This window comes from Providencia sp. TYF-12 (assembly GCF_041344805.1).
In the GTDB taxonomy this organism is placed as follows: Bacteria; Pseudomonadota; Gammaproteobacteria; order Enterobacterales; family Enterobacteriaceae; genus Providencia; species Providencia huashanensis.
The window spans coordinates 1,815,129-1,838,271 of sequence record NZ_CP166833.1 but is presented as its reverse complement, the minus strand read 5'-3'; the positions used below and the strand labels follow the sequence as shown (position 1 = coordinate 1,838,271).

The window sequence follows — 23,143 nt, the reverse complement described above, 5'->3', positions numbered from 1 at the left end:
CATCTACACTTCAATGTGCAAAATAATTCGCTCGCTCTGCTACCTGTGATTGAAAGCATCAATACCGCGACAGCATGAAATATTAACAAATAGTCCAATGCTCTAAATAGTTCGCGTTGTCGCTAGGCGGCAATTGAAAGTATCTCGGAGAGCATACACAGGTATGTGACCCGAATACTTGAAAGAAGCCAACACCGCGACAGCGCGAAATATGACGAGCATTAGTGTTCACGGGCATGGTTGATCGTATATTTTGGAATCTCGACCACTAAATCTTCATCAGTCACCAGCGCCTGACAACTCAGTCGGCTCTCAGGTTCTAAGCCCCATGCTTTATCTAGCATATCGTCTTCTAACTCACTGCTTTCTTCCAATGAATCAAAACCTTCACGAACAATGCAATGGCAAGTCGTACAAGCACAGGATTTCTCACAGGCATGTTCGAGTTCGATACCACTGCGTAATGCAACATTTAAAATAGACTCGCCTTCTTGTGCTTCAACAACCGCACCGTCTGGGCATAAATCACTATGAGGTAAAAAAACTATTTTAGGCATAATTATATCTCATCCACAGAATGGCCTGACAGCGCTTGGCGTATAGAGCTATCCATACGACGCGCAGCAAAATCCTGCGATTGCTTATCCAGTTGTTTAATGGCATTTTCAATTACGGCCGGGTCAGTCCCCTCGACCGCTTTAATTAACTCATTGACTGCATTATCAATTTCCGACTCTTCTGTTGGCGTCAGTAAATTGGCATCTTGCGCTAATGCACTCGTTAAACTTTCAAGCACTCTTGCCGCTTCAACTTTTTGCTCCGCTAAGCGGCGCGCATTAAGATCATCTTGCGCGTTTGACATTGAATCTTTAATCATGCTTGAAATTTCATTATCCGTTAACCCATAAGATGGCTTAACTTGAATAGAAGCTTCTACACCCGTGGATTTTTCCATCGCACTGACACTTAATAACCCATCCGCGTCAACTTGGAAAGTTACCCGAATATGTGCGCCCCCCGCAGCCATTGCTGGGATATCACGCAAGGTAAAACGCGCTAATGAACGGCAATCGGCAACCATTTCACGCTCACCTTGTACTACGTGCACGCTCATTGCCGTTTGGCCATCTTTAAATGTAGTAAATTCTTGGGCACGAGCGACTGGGATAGTGGTATTGCGCGGAATCACTTTTTCTACAAGCCCCCCCATGGTTTCTAAACCAAGGGACAGGGGAATAACATCTAGCAATAACATATCACTGTCAGGCTTATTCCCAACTAGAATATCGGCTTGGATAGCCGCGCCAATGGCCACAACCTTGTCAGGGTCGATTGAGGTCAGTGGTTCTTTTCCAAAAAAATCACCCACTTTCTGGCGAACTAATGGCACACGCGTTGAGCCCCCAACCATCACCACATTCAACACTTCTTCTGCCTCAACTCCCGCATCTTTCAATGCTCGACGGCAGGCTAACAATGTCCGTTTAACATGATTTTCAATCAATGCATTAAATTGCTCACGGTGAATTTCACCATGCCAATTAGCAACATCAATGGTCGCAGTATTTGCATCACTCAACGCAATTTTTGTTTTGGTCGCAATATTCAATAATTGACGATTTAAATGATGATCACCTTGCAGTGAAACGCCAGCTTGATTGGCAATCCACTCGGCAAGAAGTTGGTCAAAATCATCACCGCCGAGCGCTGTATCACCACCAGTCGCTAATACTTCAAACACACCACGACTTAAGCGCAAGATAGACACATCAAATGTACCACCGCCGAGGTCATAAACCGCTATTACCCCTTCTTGCCCAGAGTCTAACCCATAAGCAATCGCCGCAGCCGTCGGCTCATTGAGTAAACGTAGCACATGTAAACCAGCAAGACGTGCGGCATCTTTGGTACCTTGACGCTGTGCATCATCGAAATAGGCAGGAACGGTGATCACGATGCCATCCATTTCACCACCGAGAGTTTCTTGTGCGCGTTTAGCGAGTGTTTTTAAAATATCAGCAGAAACTTGGATTGGGTCAACTTGGCCCGCAGCAGTTTGAATAAATGGTAAACCATTTTCACTGGCACTCAATTGATAAGGTAAATCAGGATAGCGTTTTTGAATATCTGCTAATGACCGCCCTATCATACGTTTTACTGAAATAACCGTATTCACCGGGTCCTGCTCAGCTAGTTGTTTAGCTTCCCAACCAACTTGTTTGCTATTTGCTTGATAATTCACAATAGAAGGCAATAAAAAACGCCCTTGGTTGTCAGGTAATGCGGCGGCTTCACCACTTCGTACCGTTGCAATTAAAGAGTGAGTGGTTCCTAGGTCAATCCCCGCTGCTAATTTACGTTGGTGTGGAGCAGCAGTCATTCCCGGTTCACTGATTTGTAATAAAGCCATAGTCGTTTTCTCTTAAAATTCGCCTAGTAACCGTTCTTCGAGTTGCTCAGCCTGTTGCTGTAGCTTATCGAGAAAACGCAATTTACGTACGGTATCAGCGGCTTTTTCCCACTGCATGGCATCCAGTTCGGTTACCATCAACACACTTCTTGTTTGTTGCATTTGCTTGACGTTTTTCATAAACGTGCTCAGTAGTTCAAGTGCATCAGCATTATTTTCGATATTGTCTAATTCTTCACGTAATTCAAGCTGCTCCATCAAAAATGCAGTGTCATGCATGGTATGTTGTTCATTATTAATATCGAAACCATGCAATGAAAGCATATATTCCGCGCGCTTAAGCGGGTGACGAAGGGCTTGATAAGCCGCATTAATCGTTGCAGCCTTTTGAAGTGCTTGCATCTTTTCCTGTTCGGAACAAGTTGCAAAACGGTCAGGATGGTATTGACGCTGTAAATCTTGAAAGCGCTGCGTTAGCTGTTCGCTATCAATAGCGTAAACGGGAGTTAACCCGAAAAGAGTAAAATAATCCATAAGTGCTCAGTTTCTCGAACCGGTAACCAATGCCGCCAGTATTAGCAACATCGGTCGAAAATCATGCTTATATGAAGGAATTATACGTGAAAACTTTCACCGCATCCGCATTCACTGTTGACGTTAGGGTTATTAAATTTAAACCCTTCGTTTAAGCCTTCTTTTACAAAATCCAGCTCGGTACCATCAAGATAAACAATGCTTTTACCATCGACGATAACTTTAACACCTTTGTCTTCAAAAACCGTGTCTTCTTCATTGATTATATCAGCAAACTCAAGGACATAAGCCATTCCTGAACAACCAGAAGTTCTTACACCTAAACGCAAGCCTTCACCTTTCCCTCGGTTTTGTAGGAAAGATTGAATTCGCTGCGCCGCACTTTCTGTAAGAGAAATAGACATTGCAAACCTCACTTTAGAAACAAATAAGGCAGATGCTACCGATTAGTCGCATCCGCCTTCAAATTATTTTATATCCGTCATCATTGAGCTGATGAGTGTTAACTTCCCTCAGCGATATTCACCCCAAATGATTACGGATAATCTGTCAGATATAGGACGATAACTTTTGTTATTTATTAATATTGGTTGCCCTATACACTAACATTTATACCTATTTGCTTTGGCGTTTGCTTTTGTAATCAGCAATAGCAGCTTTAATGGCATCTTCAGCTAGAATTGAGCAGTGAATTTTCACTGGCGGTAATTCTAACTCTTCTGCGATTGCTGTATTTTTGATTGACTCAGCTTCATCCAAGCTTTTGCCTTTCATCCACTCTGTAACCAATGAACTTGAAGCAATAGCTGAACCGCAACCATACGTTTTAAAGCGTGCATCTTCAATAATGCCGTCATCATTTACTTTAATCTGTAATTTCATGACATCACCACATGCAGGTGCACCTACCATACCACTGCCTACGCTTGGGTCGCTGTTGTCAAATGAACCAACGTTGCGTGGATTTTCATAATGATCGATAACTTTTTCACTGTAAGCCATTTTTTATACTCCTGAAACCGTCTGATTAATGGTGAGACCATTCGATGCTGTTAAGATCTACGCCGTCTTTAAACATTTCCCATAAAGGAGACAGCTCGCGTAAGTGGCCAATTGCGCCATGAATCATTTTGATTGCATAGTCAATTTCTTCTTCTGTCGTGAAACGACCTAAAGAGAAACGGATTGAGCTGTGTGCTAGCTCATCATTCATCCCTAAAGCACGTAGTACATAAGAAGGTTCTAGGCTTGCAGATGTACATGCAGAACCTGAAGAAACAGCCAAATCTTTCAAGGACATCATCAGTGATTCACCTTCAACATAGTTGAAGCTGACGTTCAGAATGTGCGGCGCACCGTGTTCTAAATCACCGTTGAGGTAAACTTCTTCGATATCTTTAATGCCATTCCATAAACGTAAGCGTAACCCGCGTAAACGCTCGGACTCAGATGCCATCTCTTCTTTTGCAATACGATACGCTTCGCCCATACCGACAATTTGGTGAACCGCTAATGTACCAGAACGCATACCACGCTCATGACCGCCACCGTGTTGTTGTGCCTCAAGACGCACACGCGGTTTACGACGAACGTATAGTGCACCGATGCCCATTGGGCCATACAGTTTGTGAGCAGAGAATGACATTAAATCGACTTTTAATGCGTTCAAGTCGATAGGTAATTTACCTACACTTTGAGTCGCATCAACGTGGAAGATAATCCCTTTGCTACGGCATAATTCACCGATTGCTTCGATATCTTGAATAACACCAATTTCATTATTAACATGCATAATTGAAATTAAAATTGTGTCTTCACGGATAGCATCTTTGAGATCTTGCATGGCAATTAAACCGTTGCTTTGTGGTGACAAATAAGTCACTTCAAAACCTTCTCGTTCTAATTGACGGCAAGTGTCTAAAACGGCTTTGTGTTCCGTTTTACACGTAATAATGTGATTACCTTTCTTTTTATAGAAATTGGCAGCGCCTTTAATCGCTAAGTTATCAGACTCTGTTGCACCTGATGTAAAGACGATTTCACGTGGGTCAGCACCCACTAATTCAGCTATTTGATTACGAGCAATATCAACCGCTTCCTCGGCTTGCCAGCCAAAACGGTGAGAACGGGATGCTGGATTACCGAAGTTCCCATCCATTGTTAAACATTGCATCATTTTTTCAGCAACACGTGGATCGACGGGTGTTGTTGCTGAATAGTCAAGATAAATTGGTAATTTCATTGCTCACATACTCCAAAGGTCAATATAGCTTGCCTTTAATTTTTAAAGGTACAAATAGCGGGTGCTAGCTCTTCGTCTAAAACCTCACCAAAATGTACCGACTGCAATTTTTAATATATTTTTTAAGCACGTACATTGATAATAGATTCAGGTGTTATTCCATTTGGCATGGTTTTACGCTGTTCATTATCTTGTCTATCAGCAACAACCATGACTTCTTGGTTTTTAACCAATTCGTCAAGACTAATGCTGCTAAGGAAACTTGTGATTCTATCGCTTAAGTCACGCCACAATGCGTGGGTTAAGCAGCGGTCACCATTTTGGCAACCTTCTTTATTACCTTGACAACGAGTCGCGTCAACAGATTCATCAACCGCAGCAATGACTTCAGCAACAAAAATTTGGTCTGCGTCTCTGCCAAGCAAATAACCACCACCCGGACCGCGGACGCTGGAAACTAGCTCGTTTTTGCGTAAACGAGAGAAAAGTTGCTCAAGATAAGAGAGGGAAATTCCCTGACGTTCAGAGATATCAGCTAAAGGTACTGGACCTGACTGAGAATGTAACGCGACATCTAACATCGCTGTTACCGCGTAACGCCCTTTGGAAGTGAGTCTCATAACATATTACTCCGTGGTAAATTATAGCAAGATTGTGACATTCCTGACTAATTTAGTCAACTATTTACCTGACTATTTTACTCAAGTATTATTCACCTACTTTTACCACGAGTTTAGCCTCACTTTTTCGCCCATTTTTCCATCGACGTTAGGATACCCCTTAAGATATGTAACTCTTGAGTTTCAATGTGCGCACGGGTGAACAAGCGACGTAATTTATTCATAATTAAGCCTGGATGTGCCTTACGAATAAAACCTGACTCATGTAGTACACTCTCAAGATGGACATAAAAACGCTCAACATCTTCTGATGGCGGGTATTCTACCTCATCATCCGGCGATATTACCGCATTTTTTTCATCCATAGCCAGATAAGCCATACGAATTTCATAACTCACCAACTGAACAGCCATCGCTAAATTTAATGACCCATATTCAGGATTGGTGGGAATATATAAGTGATATTGGCATTTTTGTAACTCTTCGTTAGTCAAGCCAACACGTTCACGACCAAAAACAATCGCCACTGGTGACTCTTTTGATTGGTTTACTGATTTTACACCACACTCACGAGGCTCAACCATTGGCCACGACAATGTACGAGAGCGAGCACTAGTACCAATGACTAATTTACACCCTTCTAAGGCTTCATCGAGCGTTTTGACGATCGTGGCATTACCGATAACATCACTTGCCCCTGCGGAAAGTGCGATTGAGTGTGAATCAGGCTCAACAAGAGGATTAACAAGATAAAGATTTGAAAGCCCCATGGTTTTCATTGCACGGGCAGTCGAGCCCATATTACCAGTGTGTGAGGTCTCAACAAGAACAATACGGATATTATCTAACATGGTTTATACGTTTAATGAAAAAATTATCGGCACAGTTTAACACAAAATTGCTTATTGTGACGAACATCTATATAATTCGGCTCTCTTGTTTTTCGTTCTTTAACATTCCAGTGGAAAAAGCCCATGCATCCGATGCTTAACATCGCCATACGTGCCGCACGTAAGGCCGGTAATCACATAGCTAAAAACTATGAAATGCCTAGTAATATCAAAGTGACTCAAAAAGGCGCTAACGATTTTGTCACTAACGTTGATCAAGAATCTGAGCAGTTGATTATTGAAATCATCCGTAAGTCATATCCTGATCATACTATTATCACTGAAGAAAGCGGTGAGTTATTAGGTAAAGATAACGATATTCAATGGGTAATCGATCCACTGGATGGCACGACTAACTTCACAAAACGCCTTCCCCATTTTTCTGTTTCTATCGCTGTGCGCGTTAAAGGCCGTACTGAGGTTGCCGTTGTTTATGACCCAATGCGTAATGAACTGTTCAGCGCAGTTCGTGGTCAAGGCGCGCAACTTAATGGTTACCGCATTCGTATCGATGAAAAACGTGGCCTTGACGGAGCTATTGTCGCAACTGGCTTCCCTTTCAAACAAAAGCAACATGCTCCTGCCTATATGAAAATTATGACGGCTATGTTTGATAAATGTGCTGATTTTCGCCGCACAGGCTCCGCAGCGTTAGATTTATGCTATGTCGCATCAGGCCGTGTTGATGCATTCTTCGAAATTGGTTTAAAACCTTGGGATTTCTTAGGTGGCAAGCTGATCATGCGTGAAGCAGGCGGTATTGTGACTGATTTTGTCGGTGGCCATAACTATTTAGCTTCAGGTAACTTGGTTGCTGGTAGCCCACGAGTGGTTAAAGATATATTATCCGTTATGAAAGACGAATTATCAGAAGCCCTTAAACGCTAATTACCCCCCGTTTGAAAAAAGCCCACAACAAGTTACAGTTCAAGCTGTCTTAAGTGGGCATTTTTTTGCATGTAATTTAACGAATGTGACTTAAAATAAAATAACCCCTTTAATTAACTCACGATTATTAATAACATCTTTCTCATAGCGCTCACCAATGGTATTAAAATCAAATTGATGAGTTAACATCATCTCACTTGTTAGCTTACCTTCCGACATCAACTTCGCTACTTTATTGAAATCTTCAAGCGTTGCATTACGGCTTCCCATCATTGTGGTTTCTTTCTTATGAAAATCGGGATCTGAAAAAGATAAATTGCCTTTAAACAAGCCAACAAATACCACTATCCCACCGTGGCGAATTAAATTAACGGCGCTATTCATCGCATGCGGGTTCCCCGTCGCATCAATGACTTTTTCTGCTAACTGCCCTTGGAAATTTTCTTCAATGACAGATAAATACATTTCATCCGCTGGGTCACAGGTTGTGACTCCCAGCACCTTTTCTACGTGCTGGCGCCTTGCTGCACTGGTATCTGCAACTAACACGTTAGCACCATCTGCTTTAGCAATAGCAGCAACACCTAAACCAATTGGCCCTGCGCCCACGACCAAAACCGTATCTTGAGATTTCACTTGCGCACGCCTTACCGCGTGAGCACTAATAGAAAATGGCTCAATTAACGCCCCATCAATATCACTAACAGTATCGGCGATTGCCAATACATTATTCTCTGGGACATTTAAATACTCACAAAACCCCCCATCTTCATGTACACCTATAACTGAGATTTTTTCGCAGCAATTCGTTTTACCACTTTTACAAGCTCCACATTCGTAGCAAGCAACATAAGGCATTACCGCAACACGTTGCCCTACTTTCCACTGAGTTACATCAGAAGCGACTTCACAAATGGTCCCCGAAATCTCATGCCCTAATACGCGAGGATATTGGAAAAAAGGTTGATTTCCTCCCCATGCATGAATATCTGTGCCACAAATTCCAATAGCATGGATTTTAATTTTTACCTGACCGGCTTTGACCACTGGCTCTTCAACTTGCTGATAGACTAGCTTTTTAGGTTCCTGACAAATCAATTGCTTCATATCATCCTCCATCAATTTATCTGTCTTTTTTAATTTAAAAAACATAATCTAGATATTAAACAAGCAGGTTTTGTGATTAAATGTTTTAAAATCGGTTTTAAATCGGTTTTTTAAGAATAAAAATCAATTAGAGGGATCTCAAAATGGTGAGAAGTAAAAATTTGCGCTACGCTTCTATTAATGAATTTTTAGATGCTATTCATAAAAATTTGTTAACTTCGCCTTTTCCTTCTCAATCTTCCTTAGCGGAAATGTTTAATATCAGTCGTACAACTGTCAGGCACACGATTGAATATTTACTAGAGAAAAAAATTGTTGAAAAACAAGGTAATGAATATCACGTTATTCGATACCCAAACAAAACTGATTTCTTCCCAGTTGAATCAAGCCTGCCAGATCAGCAAATTGTGTTATTCGAAAAAGCGTTTTACCAAATGATTAAACGCAAAGAACTGATGCCTGGGGATACTTTTACAGAGTTACAACTCGCCAAGAAAAGCCATGTTAACTCCAGTGTGGTTAGGGAATTTTTGGTTGAATTTTCTCGATATGGGTTAATTAAAAATACCCATAGAGGCAACTGGCATATGATGAAATTTTCTCGCGAATATGCAGAGAAACTCTTTGAATTTAGGGAGTTGCTTGAAACAAATGCACTTACGCATTTTTTAAATTTACCCGCGGATGACCACCGTTGGATTTTAGCCAAAGAATTATTACTTAAACATAGGGCATTGCGCGAAACAGTCACGATTAATTATCGTGATTTTTCCCAGTTAGACTATGAATTACATAGCCTTATTTTATCGGGAGCCAACAATCCCTTTTTTAACCAATCACTTGAAATTATTACTGTTATATTCCACTTCCAATACCAGTGGGATGAGTCAGACTTAAAAGAAAGAAACGTCCTTGCTATCGAAGAACACATGACTATTTTAAGTGCTTTAATTAGCCGTAATGATATTGTCGCGATGAATGAACTTCGTCACCATTTAGATACTGCTAAACGGACTATGATCAATTCGATACAACAGACATATGAATAACCCTATTCAATCCAAGCGCTTGATTAAAAACTAATTGAGCGCCCTATGACTTACTATTATTATTCCCTCCTCCACGTTTAACCTGAATTTTTCACTAAAAAAACAATAGAATCATAAAAAACCAATCATCCTCACTTACCCAAAAAATAATATATTTCTTAATTATCATATAATTATATAAAAAATAATAATAATCACCATTTTAACAAAGATAAAAACCATGTTTTTAATTGATAAAAAACACATTAAAAACACCAAAAAGCCATTGACCCCACAAAATTGATGCAATTAATAGTCCGTAAAAAAAAATACTTCTAGTCTGAACCCACACCAGATGAATAATACACATAATAACTCGAGGAATAGTCATGGATAATTACCTGAATCGGCAATCAATGGCTAATAAGCAGTACCCAGAAAAAATTCTTCAGTTTGGGGAAGGTAACTTTTTACGGGCATTTATTGACTGGATGGTTGATCAACTGAATGAAAAAACAGACTTTAATAGCGGCATAACAATTGTCAGGCCGATTGATTCAACACACCCGTCAATCAATGAGCAAGATGGTTTATATACCGCCATCACCAGGGGAATCAACGAACAACAACAAAGTGTTTCAAATGTCAGGATCATCAATTCCGTTAATCGCGAAATTCTTATTTATTCTGAATATGATAAATTTTTAAGTTGTGCGGAAAACCCAGACTTACAGTGGGTTTTTTCCAATACGACCGAAGCGGGTATTGTTTATAAACAAGATGTTTGCTTGGACGATAGGCCTGCAAGTAGTTTTCCTGCAAAATTGACTCAATTTCTTTTCCACCGTTATCAGCATTTCAATGGTGATAAAAGCAAAGGATTGATAATCATCCCTTGTGAATTAATCGATTATAATGGTGAAAAATTAAAAGAATTTATCAATAAACACGCAGAGGACTGGAATCTACCTAATGATTTCATCATGTGGCTGAATAACCACAATACCTTTTGCTCTACGTTAGTTGATAGAATAGTGACAGGTTATCCTAAAAATGAAATCGGTAAATTAGAAAAAGAGTTAGGTTATAAAGATAAGTTTTTAGTTACCGCTGAATATTTTTATCTATTTGTTATTCAAGGACCAAAAGAATTAGAGAAAAAACTGAAATTAAATGAATTGCCATTAAACATAAAGATTGTCGATGACATTAAACCTTACAAAGAGCGTAAAGTCGCTATCTTGAATGGCGCACATACCTCAATGGTACCTGTCGCTTATTTAGCAGGAATTAAAACTGTACGTGAGGCCACATCTAACCCCATTTTATTATCCTTCACCAAGGATTTAATCGGTAACGAAGTGATCCCTGTGTTATCTCAAGACCCTACGGAGTTAAATGCTTTCGCATCCGCAGTTATCGACCGTTTTAACAACCCATTTATAGAGCATGAATTACTCTCTATCGCTCTTAATTCATTAACCAAGTTTAAAACTCGGCTATTACCTCAATTAATCTCTTATTCTAACCAATACAATCAAATCCCTTATTGCATTGCATTCTCACTCGCGGCATTGATTGTTTTTTATCGCGGGCAGTTTAATCAATTATCAATCCCATTGAATGATGATGATTATTTGCTCAAACGTTTTAAAGAATGGGATAGCCTCTATGATTCGGATACAAGGCAGTTAACCCAAAATGTCTTAGCAATGTCTGATTTATGGGGCTTAAATCTCAATGAAATTCCACAATTACAGGAAGATGTTTGCCAAAAAATAAATGCTATTCTGCATAATGGCACTGAATCCACTTTACGTGAAAGATATAAAAAAACTATTTAAAACAATAAATCCCCCTACAGGAGATACTTTTATGAAACTGAGCACATTGAACGGGAAGAAAATTCTTAGCTTAACACTCAGCACTATGATTTTAATGGGCAGTATGGCTGGTTCAGCTTTTGCTGATGCTAAATATAAATTAAAAGTTGCCTACGAAAATAATCCAGGCGAACCTTTTGACTTAGCAATCCATGAATGGGCAAAAAAATTCAATGAAAAAACAAATGGTGAAGGTGAATTAATCCCTTACCCAAGTTCACAATTAGGTTCTAAGAAAGATGTCATAGAACAAATGAAATTAGGTAGCCCATTAATTACTCTCGCTGATGGCGCTTTCTTCTCTGACTATGTCCCTGACTACGGTATTATGTTTGGTCCTTATTTAGGCCTTTCCTATCAAGATATTTTTAAATTAAATGCTTCACCTTGGTATGGCAATTTAGAACAGCAGTTGGATAAAAAAGGCCTGCATGTTGTATCTAAAGATTGGTTATATGGGTCACGTCATATTCTCGCGAATAAAATGATAAAAACGCCGGATGACTTAAAAGGTTTAAAAATCCGTGTACCAAATAATAAAATCCAAATTAAAGGCTTAGAAGCGATGGGAGCAACTCCAACACCATTACCTTTAGCTGAAGTTTATACCGCACTTAACCTTAAAATTATTGACGGTGCAGAAAACCCAATTCCTGTTTTATATGGCCAAAAACACCATGAAGCAGCGAAATTTCTTATCCTAACGGGCCATGTAGAAAACGTCACTAACTTAGTCATGGGAAGCAAAACCTACAGTAAATTACCTGAAAATATTCAACAAGCTTTGGTTGAATCAGGAAATGAAGCAGGCCAATATTTAACTGAATTAGTTCTAAAAGAAGAAAAAGAAATTATTGAAAAAATGAAGAATGAAGGGGTTACCGTCGTTGAAGTTGACCGTGAGCTTTTCAAAGAAAAATCTAAGCCATTCTATAATGAATTCCCAGAGTGGTCTGCAAATTTATACCAGCAAACACAAGATATTATTAATAATTAACCATCATGATTGGCGGTATATTCCGCCAGTCTTTTCACAATAATAAGGTTAGCTATTATTCTTGCAAGGATCTTCTATGTTTAAATTTCTGGGGAAATTAAGTGATATTGTATCATCACTCGCCGTCGCAGCGATTGTGATGATCACTATTCTTGCTGTGTTCATGCGTTGGCTTCTTAATGACCCTTTAATGTGGAGTGAAGAAGTTTTAATTATTTGCTACATCTGGCTTGTCATGATCGGTGCCGCTTCGGCCGCAGGTAAAAGAATGCATGTCAGTATTGATGCCATCACCTCTTTATTTCCTGAAAAAATACAGTTAGTTATCGCAGTATTCACCCATATTATGGCTATCATTGCTTTATCAATTTTCGGTTACCTTGGATACGAACTGTCTATTATTGCAGAAGATAAGATAACCCCAATTATTGGTGTTTCTTATTATTACATCGACCTCTCTGTTCCTATTGGTGCATCCATCATGGTGTTATTTTCAATTCAACATTTGTTGGAAGATATGAGCAAATTAATTAAAGGGGATAAACCATGTCAGTAGTTATCGCCTGTATTGTATTAATTTTCTGTTTTTTAATTAACGTCCCTATATTCTTAAGTGTATTAATCGCTTTACTCACTTATTTCTTTTCTGTTGGTGATATTTCTCCATTAATCGCCGTACAGAGAATTATTGGTGCAGGGGAAAACGTAACCTTACTAGCTATTCCTTTTTTTATTTTATTAGGAAATTTATTAAATTACACTGGAATAACCAGTCGAATGCTAAAATTCACTGGCACTTTATCCGGCCACTACCCTGGAGGTCTTGCTCAATCAAACGTATTGTTAAGCACCATGATGGGTGGGCTATCAGCATCTAACCTTGCAGACTGTGCAATGCTGTCTAAAATGCTAGTGCCTGAAATGACGAAATTAGGCTATGGAAGGAGTTTTTCTGCTGCTGTGACAGCCGCTGGTTCACTCATAACCCCAATTATTCCCCCTGGGATAGCCCTTATTATTTATGGGTTTGTTGCTGACGTTTCCATTGGCAAAATGTTTATGGCTGCAATTATTCCTGGCCTTATGTGCTGCCTTGCCTTAATGGTTACTATTTATTTGATTGCCAAGAGACGTGGCTATAAACCAGCAAGAGAAAAAGGACCGACTTGGTCAGAGGTATACCAAACCGGTAAAGGCGCAATGTCAGCTTTCTTGTTGGTTCTTGTGATCATTGGTGGAATTAGGTTTGGTATTTTTACCCCAACAGAAGCTGGTGCAATTGCTGTACTTTATGTCATCGTTATTGGTACCTTCTTTTATCGCGAAATGAAGTTAAAAGATATCGCCGCTTCGTTTCTCGAAACAGCTCGTTCAACCGCGAGTATTATGCTAATCATCATGACATGTTCCGCATTAGCATGGGTATTGACGAATGAGCAAGTGGCACAAGATGTCGCGCGAATGATGACCAATTTTTCTGACAATCCTTATGTATTTTTAATGATAGTCAATGCGGTTCTGTTAATTCTAGGCATGTTCATTGAAGGTAATGCCGCGATTATTGTGCTCGTTCCTCTATTAATGCCAACGGTGAAATTACTCGGTATCGACCCAATCCACTTTGGTATTGTGATGATATTGAATTTGGCTATTGGTTGTTTAACGCCACCAATGGGAACAGTGATGTTTGTCGCGACGTCTATCACAGGTGTGCGTATTTCTGACTTTATTCGTGAAGTATTACCGTTATTCTTCGCATTAATTGTTGTTTTATTACTAGTGACATTTATGCCTGTATTTACAACATTCTTACCAAGCTTATAAAAATAATACTAACTTTAGATGGCAAGTAGCTCAGAAAGCTACTTGCCCATTTTAATTAAGTGTTTTTATTTAAATTAATATAAATGAAATGCAGCAAGAATACGCATATTCACTTCACTACTTGACAACAGACTCCCTCGTAACTATTCACCATTACGGCTGAGCAACAATTTTGGGTCGAATAAATATGGCAGGAATAGCAAGAAGAGCCATTAAATAGAAAACCACACCATGATGGGCTGGAACGCGCTCATAAATATAACCAACAATAATTGTAAGCACAGCTAACCCACCACCGGTGGCTAGGGCAGAATACACCCCTTGTAACGGAATGATTTCATTTTCTTTACGCGCACTAATAAAACGCATCGCGGCTAAATGGCAAACCGTAAAGGTACCACTGTGCAGTATTTGTATAATGATTAATACTGGTAAACTGGTAAATGCCCCCATTAAGCCCCAGCGAATCACCCCACAAAATGCAGATAAGAGTAATAGATTACGAGCACTCCAACGCCTAAATAAACGGTGGCTCAACATAAAAACTATCACTTCTGCGACAACACCCAGTGACCACAAATTACCTATTACTAAATCTGAATAGCCCGCTTCTTTCCAAAATAGGGACGCAAACCCATAATAAGCTGCATGTGCACCTTGCAGCAGCGTTACGCAAACTAAAAACTTCACGATGTTCTTATCTGCAATTAATTGCTTAAAGGAAAGCTTATCATCGCCCTCTACTTTGGCAGCTCCAGTCGGCATGATAGCGGGTTTTAACATTGACCCTAGCAATAATGCTAAGCAACTTATAATCAAAGCAACCATAATGGACTGATGACCCCAGACTCCCGCCAAATAGCCCATTAAAGATGAGCCGATAATAAATGCGATAGAGCCCCAAACACGGATTTTGCCATAATCGAATGAAAATTGTTTTTGCCAAGTGCCAGCCAACGAATCCCCTAATGGAACCATTGGTGCAAAGAACAAGTTAAACCCTATCATCACAAATAATAACCATGCCCAATGGGAACCAAAAGCAAAACCAACAGAGAAAATTAATGAGAGACCTGCTAGCAGTCGTAGTGCCATGATGAGTTTTGAGGGCTCTTTAACGGAAGGAGTAATAAACATTGCACCTAGGAAGCGAGCTGTTAGCCCGACACCGAGTAAAACCCCTATCATTTCTGCATCAATACCCTCGCCCTGTAGCCACACAGACCAAAATGGTAAAAAAATACTATACGCAAAAAAATAGGTAAAATAGTCAATAGCTAACCAACGTGTTGATGGAATGACCATCACCCCTCCCTTTTTTCAATGCAAAAAACCCGCTCATACAAACATGTAGAAGCGGGTTTAGGTAATTAAATATTGTTTATATTATGCGTAAACTGGGTATTTTTTGCAGATTGTTAATACTTTTTGTTTCACGCTTTCAATGGTCGCTTCGTCATTGAGGTTGTCTAGAATATCACACATCCAGCCAGCTAGCTCACCTGCTTCCGCTTCTTTAAAACCACGACGTGTAATTGCTGGAGAACCAATACGTACACCAGACGTTACGAATGGGCTTTTCGGGTCGTTTGGTACGCTGTTTTTGTTAACAGTGATATTAGCGCGGCCAAGAGCTGCATCAGCATCTTTACCAGTAATACCTTTATCAACTAAATCAACTAAGAATAAGTGGTTTTCAGTTCCACCAGACACAACTTTATAGCCACGTTTTTGGAAAACGTCGACCATGGCTTTCGCATTTTTCGCCACTTGCTGCTGGTAAACTTTGAACTCTGGCTCCATAGCTTCTTTCAACGCAACCGCTTTACCTGCAATCACATGCATTAAAGGGCCACCTTGAGAACCTGGGAATACCGCAGAGTTGATTTTTTTGTACATCTCTTCGTCGCCACCTTTAGCAAGGATCAAACCACCGCGAGGGCCTGCTAAAGTTTTATGGGTCGTTGTTGTGACAACATGAGCGTGAGGAACTGGGTTTGGATAAACACCAGCTGCAATAAGACCTGCAACGTGAGCCATATCAACAAACAGATAAGCACCAATGCTATCTGCAATTTCACGCATTTTAGCCCAATCAACCACACCTGAATATGCAGAGAAACCGCCGATAATCATTTTAGGTTGATGTTTTACTGCTTGTGCTTTGATATCGTCGTAGTCAATTTTACCGCTCTCATCAATACCATAAGGAACGATATTATATAACTTACCCGAGAAATTAACTGGCGAACCATGCGTCAAATGCCCACCGTGTGCAAGGTTCATACCTAACACTGTATCGCCCGGTTGTAATAAAGCCATGTAAACAGCAGCGTTTGCTTGTGAACCAGAATGCGGCTGTACGTTTGCGTAATCAGCACCAAATAATTCTTTTGCACGGTCAATCGCTAATTGCTCAACGACGTCAACGTACTCACAACCGCCGTAATAGCGTTTACCTGGGTAGCCTTCTGCATATTTATTGGTTAGCTGAGAACCTTGAGCCTGCATGACTCGTGGACTGGTATAGTTTTCAGAAGCAATTAATTCAATGTGTTCTTCTTGACGTTGTACTTCTTGCTCCATTGCTTCCCATAGTTTTGGATCATAGTCTGCAATATTCATTTCACGCTTTAACATTCGCTTCTCCTGCCTCAGCAATTCAATAGGTTGAAAATCGATTCATCGCAATAACACACAGTGTAAACTCTTTTTCTCTGTTGAGATAGCCCTAAAGAAAAAATATACGCAAACGATTGCATTAATTTTTTTCACTTCATTTGCTTCTTAAGGCTTCACTATAAAATAGTCCAAATTTTATTTTTTGACGCAGAGATCGCTGAATTTGCAAGCCCCTTCTCATTATGTGTTTATTTCAGTCATATTTTCCACGTTTGAGTATTTACTTGTTACCTTAAATATTATAAGTTGTATTTAAAATACATGTTTATAAATAAACTTTGTGTCTCTCAAATAAAAGTACGTTTATTACGGTGAAATAACGCTATCTAAATGAAAATATGCAATATATTTTCAAGTAGCTGAAAAATACATCATCGCGATGAACACTAAGGGAACATGAAAATAATTCAGGAGCACCTGTATGTTAGATAGCCAAACCATTGCCATTGTCAAATCAACTATCCCTGCCATTGCTGAGACAGGCCCCAAACTTACCGCCCATTTTTATGACAGAATGTTTAAACAACATCCTGAACTAAAAGATATTTTCAATATGACTCACCAAATGAATGGTGACCAACGCGAAGCCCTATTCAATGCTATTTGCGCTTATGCCGTCCACATTGAAACACCTGAAGCACTGGTTTCTGCCGTGGAAAAAATCGCACAAAAACACGTGAGTTTAAATATCAAACCGGAGCACTACCCAATTGTTGGGGAAAACTTACTGGCAGCTATCGATGAATTACTTAACCCAGGTCAAGAAGTGCTTGATGCATGGGGAAGAGCTTATGGTGTATTAGCGGATATTTTCATTGGTCGTGAAGCCGCAATTTACCAAGAAAACTCAGATAAAACGGGGGGATGGGAAGGCCTACGGGAATTTAAACTAAAACAAAAACAGCCACAAAGTGATGTCATCACCAGTTTTGAATTTGTCCCTGTCGATGGCAAACCCGTCGCAAATTACCGCGCAGGGCAATATATTACAATCTATGTAAATAGTGATGATTTTGAAAACCAAGAAATTCGCCAATATTCATTAACTACTGCACCTAATGGTCATAGCTATCGTATCGCCGTAAAACGCGAAGACCAAGGCGCTGTTTCTAATTTCTTACACCAGCAATTAAATGAAGGTGATAGCGTATTATTGGCCCCTCCTTGTGGTGATTTCTTTATCGATGTTGATAACCAAACCCCTGTCACGTTAATTTCTGCGGGTGTAGGTTTAACCCCGATGTTAAGTATGCTTAACCACCTCACAGAACAAGGGCACGATGCACAAGTTAATTGGTTACATGCGGCTGAAAATGGGGCTGTTCATGCTTTTAGCCATGAAATACAACAACTGATGGCAAAACAAAAAGCGGGGCAATCTGCCATTTGGTTTAATCAACCTCGTACAACTGATCGGGCTGGCTTTGATTATCAATTCCAAGGTTTAATGGACTTAGAGCAAGTTCGTGAATGGATTGAGCAACCAAACATGCAGTTTTACTTCTGCGGCCCAGTCGGTTTTATGCAACATGTTGGTAAACAGTTAGTTTCAATGGGGGTTGATGCCAATGCTATTCACTATGAATGTTTTGGCCCACATAAGGTTCTGCCACTCAACTAATTGATAAAAAAATGCTCTTCTCGTGAGAAGAGCATTTCTTGAGATGCATTAACGCATTAAAATTGCTTTAATCACGTTTTAAAGCTCAAGCGGCTTAGTTTTCTCGCAATTTAGCGGTAACGGGTTCATCTAACAAATACACTGTTTTAATCCCATTCCTGTGTATTTTCCGTTACCGCTTTTTCCTTCTATGTTTAAATCGCTTCTTCGTCCTGTTCACCCGTACGGATGCGGATCACCCGGGCAACGTCATAAACAAAGATTTTACCATCACCAATTTTACCGGTTTGCGCGGTTTGCATAATGGTTTCGACACAGTTTTCGACTATATCGTCCGGAACTACAATTTCAATTTTTACTTTAGGGAGGAAATCGACCATATATTCTGCACCGCGATACAGCTCGGTATGCCCTTTTTGGCGACCAAAGCCTTTCACTTCAGTAACAGTCATCCCAGTTATTCCTACTTCAGCCAGAGCTTCACGAACATCATCAAGTTTAAATGGCTTTATAATTGCATCAATTTTTTTCATAAATAGTCCCTGTTATGACCAGTTTTTACGGCCAAAACCTGAGGTGATCGGATAACGGCGATCTTTCCCAAAATTACGCATGGTAATACGCGGCCCAATAGGAGCTTGACGGCGTTTATATTCGTTAATATCAACAAGGCGTACAACTTTACGCACCATGTCTTTATCAAAACCTAACTTAATTAAATCATTAACGGAGAGATCTTTTTCGACATAACCTTCAAGTATCGCATCCAAAACGTCATAAGGCGGTAGGCTGTCTTGGTCTAACTGGCCTGGAGCAAGTTCCGCAGAAGGAGGCCTATCAATGACACGTTGAGGGATAGCTGGCGATATTGTATTACGATATTTAGCTAACTCAAAGACGAGGGTTTTAGGCACATCTTTTAATACATCAAATCCCCCAGCCATATCGCCATATAATGTTGAATAGCCCACGGCCGATTCACTTTTGTTACTTGTGGTCAACACTAAACGACGGCGTTTATTAGACATTGCCATTAGAATAACAGCTCGGCAACGTGCTTGTAGGTTTTCTTCTGTTGTATCAGCTGCTGTACCTTCAAACATAGGTGCTAATTGTGCCATGAATGCATCAAACATTGGCTCAATAGAAACAATATCAAATTCAACTCCGAGCAGCTCAGCTTGTTCTTTGGCATCATGGATGCTCATTTCAGAAGTATAGCGGAAAGGCATCATCACTGCCTGTACATGCTCTTTACCTATTGCATCTACGGCAATAGCAACAGTCAGCCCTGAGTCTATCCCCCCAGACAACCCTAAAATGGCACCGTTGAAGCCATTTTTAGTGATGTAATCACGTGTTGCCAATACCAACGCTTGGTAAACTTGAGCCACTGAGTTCGTTTCTTCTTGAGCCCCACCATCAGTCACCAATACCAAATCTTCAAAATGGACTGTCGCTACTTGTTCTTCAAACTCAGCCAACTGGTATACTTGTTTACCTTTATTCGCCAATACCTTAGAACCGCCATCGAATACTAGTTCATCTTGACCACCGACTTGGTTGAGATAGACGATAGGCATATTAGTACGTTGGCAATGATCGACCAGCAAGTCACTACGAATATGTTCTTTGTGAATATCATAAGGTGAAGCATTTATCGTGAGTAATAACTCAGCACCGGCGCCTTTAACGGCATCCACTGGCTCGTCATACCAAATATCTTCACAAATCAATAACCCAATGCGATAACCTTTAAATTCGACTACGCAGGTTTTTTCATCAGCCGTGAAATAACGAGGCTCATCAAATACACCATAATTTGGCAGTTCTTGTTTAAAATAACGTGCGTGTAATTTGCCTTGGTAAAAAAATGACAACGCATTATAGATTTCATCGTTTTCATACCATGGGTGACCGACGATAATTGCTGTAGCAGAACTGGCTTTTTGTAGGCGTTCAAGTTGTACGAGGCAACGGTCTTCAAAATCACCACGGAAAATCAAATCCTCCGGAGGATACCCAGTCAGTGATAACTCTGAAAACATAACGATATCAGTGTGACCTGCTTGTTCTTTTACAACTTGCAGCATGCGTTCACAATTGCCTTCAATATCACCGACTAGCCAGTTAAGTTGTGCTAGCGAAATGTTAAGCTTACGGCTCATAAGGTGTTTTTTCTCCCGAAGCATGAATATGGATTGCTCTATTGCACATAATTTGTTCGATAAAATTCATGCGGTCAATAATTTTCATTTATTCTTTAAAATCATTGGCTTCTAAATCATGACGACCAAGTAATTTATAAAATTCTGTACGATTTCTCCCTGCCATTCTAGCAGCTTGAGTCACATTCCCCTTCGTCATTTGTAATAACTTACGCAAGTAATTTAGTTCAAACTGATTACGCGCTTCAACAAAAGTCGGGAGGGCCGTATTTTCCCCTTGCAGAGCCTGACTGACAAGCGCTTCACTAATAACAGGAGACGTGGTGAGTGCAACACATTGTTCAATGACGTTGACTAGCTGACGCACATTTCCTGGCCAACTCGCGGTAATAAGGCATTTCATCGCATCACTGGAAAAACTGCGTACAAACGGTTTATGGCGAGATGCTGACTCACGTAATAAATGATTAGCTAATAATGGGATATCTTCAGAGCGTTCATTCAATGCAGGAATACGTAGATTAACTACATTCAAGCGGTAATAAAGGTCTTCTCTAAACTCATTTTTTTCCATCGCTTTCGGTAAGTCACGATGAGTGGCAGATAAAATTCGTACATCAATATCTAAATCACGGTTACTTCCTAAGGGGCGTACTTTGCGCTCTTGCAACACTCGCAATAATTTGACTTGCAATGGCATTGGCATATCACCAATTTCATCCAAAAATAAGGTCCCACCACTAGCAGCGAAAAATAACCCCTCACGATTACTCACCGCGCCTGTAAATGCACCTTTAGCATGGCCAAAAAGTTCAGACTCTAATAATTGCTCAGGTAATGCGCCACAGTTAATCGCAATAAATGGCTTACGAGCACGAGGGCTTGCTTTATGGATTGCTTGAGCCAATACTTCTTTACCTGTACCACTTTGCCCATTAATTAATACGCTTACATCTGACTGAGCAACCATATGGGCTTGCTCTAGTAAACGGATCATTAAAGGGCTGCGAGTCACAATACCAGAGCTCCATTCCTCATCACTTATTGGGGTTGATGAAAGCGCAAGAGCTTCGTCGATGGCTTTATATAGTGCATCTTTATCAACGGGTTTAGTTAAGAAACTAAATACCCCTCGTTGTGTAGCCGCAACAGCATCAGGAATAGAGCCGTGTGCCGTTAATATAATAACGGGCATATTCGGATGGGCTTTTTGAATTTCATCAAATAACGCCATGCCATCCATTTCATCCATTCGTAAATCGCTGATCACTAAATCTAATTTTTCTTTTTGTAATATTTTTAGTGCTTCAGGCCCGCTTTCTGCCGTAATGACTTTAAAACCTTCACTACTTAAACGCATTCCGAGTAGTTTAAGTAGACTTGGGTCGTCATCCACTAACAGTAAATTTGCCGATTTACGGTTTGTCATTAGGTTCATTCTCCGATGAAGGCTGTTCTACAGATGAGCCCGATGTGTTACTTGGCTGCTGGCTCTCTGAAGATGTAGGTTTTTCCCCTTCTACTGCATTCTCGACTTCTTTTTCTGTTTCATTAGTACTTTTTTTGCGTGAAGAAAGTTGGCGTTCAATATCCGTTAAGTTTTCTAATTTTCGCGCAGTCGTGTTCAATTCAAAAGCCAGCTTGGCATTGTCTTCCTTTAGGCGGTCGAGTTTACTGTCCATTTCTTGCTGCAAACGCTTATAACGCGAACCTGCATCAGAAAGATTAATAATTTGCACTTGTTGTTCACGCCATAGCTGCAATAAGGGGCGTACCCCTGTTGGAAAACTCAAACTATAGGTATTAATGCTATCAAGCATTTTTCGCCTTTCAGCAATGCTGGGGTCTGCTGAATTTAATAAGATATTTTGTTGAAATGCCGTCGACCAATCCGTCACCGTTATTTGATTAGCATCAGTTCGAGCCTGAGTCATATCAACCCTATCAGCACAATCCATCATACGTAACCAAAACAAGGCGTTTTCACGAGCTGCTAGCTGGTCATTATCCCAAATAGTTTCACAAGATGCATAGCGATAGTCAGTCACTTTAACTTCAGGTACAACAACTTGTGACAGTGTTTCAAGGGGGGATTGCCCATCTTTCGTAACACAACCTGTTAAAAAAAGGCCAAATAAAACCACCCCAATATGTGTAGTTGTACGTCTCATCACGTAACTAACCACCTGCTTTTGTTTATTAAACGCGACTTTATTACAAAGTACGGTTAAAAGTTCTGTAGACCGATT

22 protein-coding genes are annotated in these 23,143 nt (G+C 40.2%); 7 read left to right on the top strand and 15 right to left on the bottom strand.

Annotation, left to right across the window (positions count from 1 at the left end; translation table 11 throughout):
* Positions 1-221: 221 nt before the first annotated feature.
* The 8 genes from fdx to trmJ form a co-directional block, all read right to left on the bottom strand.
* A complete protein-coding gene (gene fdx, locus ABE954_RS08185; protein ID WP_042844637.1) occupies positions 222-557 on the bottom strand; it encodes an ISC system 2Fe-2S type ferredoxin in 336 nt (111 codons plus the stop codon).
* Positions 558-559: 2 nt separating this feature from the next.
* Positions 560-2,410 (bottom strand): Fe-S protein assembly chaperone HscA, encoded by a 1,851-nt coding sequence (gene hscA / locus ABE954_RS08180; protein WP_166686814.1) that lies wholly within the window; start codon positions 2,408-2,410, stop codon positions 560-562.
* Between the two features lie 12 nt (positions 2,411-2,422).
* On the bottom strand, positions 2,423-2,944 hold the full coding sequence (gene hscB / locus ABE954_RS08175; protein ID WP_042844640.1) for a co-chaperone HscB: 522 nt from the start codon (positions 2,942-2,944) through the stop codon (positions 2,423-2,425).
* Between the two features lie 80 nt (positions 2,945-3,024).
* The gene (gene iscA, locus ABE954_RS08170; RefSeq protein ID WP_004264913.1) at positions 3,025-3,348 is read right to left on the bottom strand and encodes an iron-sulfur cluster assembly protein IscA; all 324 of its coding nucleotides are present in this window, start codon (positions 3,346-3,348) and stop codon (positions 3,025-3,027) included.
* Positions 3,349-3,559: 211 nt separating this feature from the next.
* Positions 3,560-3,946, bottom strand: coding sequence for a Fe-S cluster assembly scaffold IscU (iscU, locus tag ABE954_RS08165; protein ID WP_004264914.1), 387 nt, complete (start codon positions 3,944-3,946; stop codon positions 3,560-3,562).
* 25 nt (positions 3,947-3,971) lie between these two features.
* Positions 3,972-5,186 carry an IscS subfamily cysteine desulfurase gene (locus tag ABE954_RS08160; RefSeq protein WP_042844645.1) on the bottom strand — a complete coding sequence of 405 codons (1,215 nt, stop codon included), beginning with the start codon at positions 5,184-5,186 and terminating at the stop codon, positions 3,972-3,974.
* A 122-nt stretch (positions 5,187-5,308) separates the two neighbouring features.
* The gene (iscR, locus tag ABE954_RS08155; RefSeq protein ID WP_004264917.1) at positions 5,309-5,806 is read right to left on the bottom strand and encodes a Fe-S cluster assembly transcriptional regulator IscR; all 498 of its coding nucleotides are present in this window, start codon (positions 5,804-5,806) and stop codon (positions 5,309-5,311) included.
* A gap of 119 nt (positions 5,807-5,925) precedes the next feature.
* The gene (trmJ, locus tag ABE954_RS08150; RefSeq protein ID WP_042844647.1) at positions 5,926-6,657 is read right to left on the bottom strand and encodes a tRNA (cytosine(32)/uridine(32)-2'-O)-methyltransferase TrmJ; all 732 of its coding nucleotides are present in this window, start codon (positions 6,655-6,657) and stop codon (positions 5,926-5,928) included.
* A gap of 123 nt (positions 6,658-6,780) precedes the next feature.
* On the opposite strand from trmJ, the gene suhB reads away from it, so the two are divergent.
* The gene (suhB, locus tag ABE954_RS08145; RefSeq protein WP_042844648.1) at positions 6,781-7,584 is read left to right on the top strand and encodes an inositol-1-monophosphatase; all 804 of its coding nucleotides are present in this window, start codon (positions 6,781-6,783) and stop codon (positions 7,582-7,584) included.
* Positions 7,585-7,674: 90 nt separating this feature from the next.
* Here suhB and ABE954_RS08140 read toward each other — a convergent pair whose 3' ends face one another.
* Positions 7,675-8,691: a zinc-binding alcohol dehydrogenase family protein gene (locus tag ABE954_RS08140; protein WP_048607851.1), complete on the bottom strand. Its 1,017-nt coding sequence runs from the start codon at positions 8,689-8,691 to the stop codon at positions 7,675-7,677.
* 143 nt (positions 8,692-8,834) lie between these two features.
* On the opposite strand from ABE954_RS08140, the gene ABE954_RS08135 reads away from it, so the two are divergent.
* From ABE954_RS08135 to ABE954_RS08115, 5 genes are all read left to right on the top strand, one after another.
* Entirely contained in the window at positions 8,835-9,740 is a 906-nt protein-coding gene (locus ABE954_RS08135) for a GntR family transcriptional regulator (protein WP_042844651.1), read from the top strand.
* Between the two features lie 368 nt (positions 9,741-10,108).
* Complete coding sequence (locus ABE954_RS08130) at positions 10,109-11,563, top strand: tagaturonate reductase (RefSeq protein ID WP_048607853.1); 1,455 nt, start codon at positions 10,109-10,111, stop codon at positions 11,561-11,563.
* Between the two features lie 31 nt (positions 11,564-11,594).
* Positions 11,595-12,599 (top strand): C4-dicarboxylate TRAP transporter substrate-binding protein, encoded by a 1,005-nt coding sequence (locus ABE954_RS08125; RefSeq protein WP_071548209.1) that lies wholly within the window; start codon positions 11,595-11,597, stop codon positions 12,597-12,599.
* Between the two features lie 76 nt (positions 12,600-12,675).
* Positions 12,676-13,155, top strand: a complete 480-nt coding sequence (locus ABE954_RS08120; RefSeq protein ID WP_048607855.1) for a TRAP transporter small permease — start codon at positions 12,676-12,678, stop codon at positions 13,153-13,155.
* Positions 13,146-14,423: a TRAP transporter large permease gene (locus tag ABE954_RS08115; RefSeq protein ID WP_210814098.1), complete on the top strand. Its 1,278-nt coding sequence runs from the start codon at positions 13,146-13,148 to the stop codon at positions 14,421-14,423. Before ABE954_RS08120 ends, ABE954_RS08115 begins: the two co-directional genes overlap by 10 nt.
* Positions 14,424-14,576: 153 nt before the next feature.
* Here ABE954_RS08115 and ABE954_RS08110 read toward each other — a convergent pair whose 3' ends face one another.
* Positions 14,577-15,728: a 3-phenylpropionate MFS transporter gene (locus tag ABE954_RS08110; RefSeq protein ID WP_042844654.1), complete on the bottom strand. Its 1,152-nt coding sequence runs from the start codon at positions 15,726-15,728 to the stop codon at positions 14,577-14,579.
* An 81-nt stretch (positions 15,729-15,809) separates the two neighbouring features.
* Entirely contained in the window at positions 15,810-17,063 is a 1,254-nt protein-coding gene (glyA, locus tag ABE954_RS08105) for a serine hydroxymethyltransferase (protein WP_105881182.1), read from the bottom strand.
* Positions 17,064-17,526: 463 nt separating this feature from the next.
* Between glyA and hmpA the strand changes: the two genes are divergently transcribed.
* Positions 17,527-18,726: an NO-inducible flavohemoprotein gene (gene hmpA / locus ABE954_RS08100; RefSeq protein ID WP_042844659.1), complete on the top strand. Its 1,200-nt coding sequence runs from the start codon at positions 17,527-17,529 to the stop codon at positions 18,724-18,726.
* A 194-nt stretch (positions 18,727-18,920) separates the two neighbouring features.
* On the opposite strand, the gene glnB is transcribed toward hmpA, so the two are convergent.
* The 4 genes from glnB to qseG all read right to left on the bottom strand — a co-directional run bounded on the left by glnB (position 18,921) and on the right by qseG (position 23,065).
* On the bottom strand, positions 18,921-19,259 hold the full coding sequence (glnB, locus tag ABE954_RS08095) for a nitrogen regulatory protein P-II (RefSeq protein ID WP_004912721.1): 339 nt from the start codon (positions 19,257-19,259) through the stop codon (positions 18,921-18,923).
* Between the two features lie 12 nt (positions 19,260-19,271).
* Positions 19,272-20,894, bottom strand: a complete 1,623-nt coding sequence (locus ABE954_RS08090) for an NAD+ synthase (RefSeq protein WP_071548212.1) — start codon at positions 20,892-20,894, stop codon at positions 19,272-19,274.
* Positions 20,895-20,982: 88 nt separating this feature from the next.
* A complete protein-coding gene (gene glrR, locus ABE954_RS08085; protein ID WP_042844663.1) occupies positions 20,983-22,323 on the bottom strand; it encodes a two-component system response regulator GlrR in 1,341 nt (446 codons plus the stop codon).
* Positions 22,310-23,065 (bottom strand): two-component system QseEF-associated lipoprotein QseG, encoded by a 756-nt coding sequence (qseG, locus tag ABE954_RS08080; RefSeq protein ID WP_071548855.1) that lies wholly within the window; start codon positions 23,063-23,065, stop codon positions 22,310-22,312. Before qseG ends, glrR begins: the two co-directional genes overlap by 14 nt.
* Between the last annotated feature and the right edge of the window lie 78 nt (positions 23,066-23,143).

Excerpts from the sequence above, each read along its gene's own strand:
- hscB (WP_042844640.1), bottom strand. The coding sequence starts at position 2,944 with ATGGATTATTTTACTCTTTTCGGGTTAACTCCCGTTTACGCTATTGAT.
- hscA (WP_166686814.1), bottom strand. The coding sequence starts at position 2,410 with ATGGCTTTATTACAAATCAGTGAACCGGGAATGACTGCTGCTCCACAC.
- ABE954_RS08120 (WP_048607855.1), top strand. The coding sequence starts at position 12,676 with ATGTTTAAATTTCTGGGGAAATTAAGTGATATTGTATCATCACTCGCC.
- ABE954_RS08130 (WP_048607853.1), top strand. The coding sequence starts at position 10,109 with ATGGATAATTACCTGAATCGGCAATCAATGGCTAATAAGCAGTACCCA.
- ABE954_RS08115 (WP_210814098.1), top strand. The coding sequence starts at position 13,146 with ATGTCAGTAGTTATCGCCTGTATTGTATTAATTTTCTGTTTTTTAATT.
- trmJ (WP_042844647.1), bottom strand. The coding sequence starts at position 6,657 with ATGTTAGATAATATCCGTATTGTTCTTGTTGAGACCTCACACACTGGT.
- ABE954_RS08110 (WP_042844654.1), bottom strand. The coding sequence starts at position 15,728 with ATGGTCATTCCATCAACACGTTGGTTAGCTATTGACTATTTTACCTAT.
- ABE954_RS08160 (WP_042844645.1), bottom strand. The coding sequence starts at position 5,186 with ATGAAATTACCAATTTATCTTGACTATTCAGCAACAACACCCGTCGAT.
- ABE954_RS08140 (WP_048607851.1), bottom strand. The coding sequence starts at position 8,691 with ATGAAGCAATTGATTTGTCAGGAACCTAAAAAGCTAGTCTATCAGCAA.
- iscR (WP_004264917.1), bottom strand. The coding sequence starts at position 5,806 with ATGAGACTCACTTCCAAAGGGCGTTACGCGGTAACAGCGATGTTAGAT.
- qseG (WP_071548855.1), bottom strand. The coding sequence starts at position 23,065 with ATGAGACGTACAACTACACATATTGGGGTGGTTTTATTTGGCCTTTTT.
- ABE954_RS08125 (WP_071548209.1), top strand. The coding sequence starts at position 11,595 with ATGAAACTGAGCACATTGAACGGGAAGAAAATTCTTAGCTTAACACTC.
- hmpA (WP_042844659.1), top strand. The coding sequence starts at position 17,527 with ATGTTAGATAGCCAAACCATTGCCATTGTCAAATCAACTATCCCTGCC.
- glyA (WP_105881182.1), bottom strand. The coding sequence starts at position 17,063 with ATGTTAAAGCGTGAAATGAATATTGCAGACTATGATCCAAAACTATGG.
- suhB (WP_042844648.1), top strand. The coding sequence starts at position 6,781 with ATGCATCCGATGCTTAACATCGCCATACGTGCCGCACGTAAGGCCGGT.
- ABE954_RS08090 (WP_071548212.1), bottom strand. The coding sequence starts at position 20,894 with ATGAGCCGTAAGCTTAACATTTCGCTAGCACAACTTAACTGGCTAGTC.
- iscA (WP_004264913.1), bottom strand. The coding sequence starts at position 3,348 with ATGTCTATTTCTCTTACAGAAAGTGCGGCGCAGCGAATTCAATCTTTC.
- glrR (WP_042844663.1), bottom strand. The coding sequence starts at position 22,323 with ATGACAAACCGTAAATCGGCAAATTTACTGTTAGTGGATGACGACCCA.
- glnB (WP_004912721.1), bottom strand. The coding sequence starts at position 19,259 with ATGAAAAAAATTGATGCAATTATAAAGCCATTTAAACTTGATGATGTT.
- fdx (WP_042844637.1), bottom strand. The coding sequence starts at position 557 with ATGCCTAAAATAGTTTTTTTACCTCATAGTGATTTATGCCCAGACGGT.
- iscU (WP_004264914.1), bottom strand. The coding sequence starts at position 3,946 with ATGGCTTACAGTGAAAAAGTTATCGATCATTATGAAAATCCACGCAAC.
- ABE954_RS08135 (WP_042844651.1), top strand. The coding sequence starts at position 8,835 with ATGGTGAGAAGTAAAAATTTGCGCTACGCTTCTATTAATGAATTTTTA.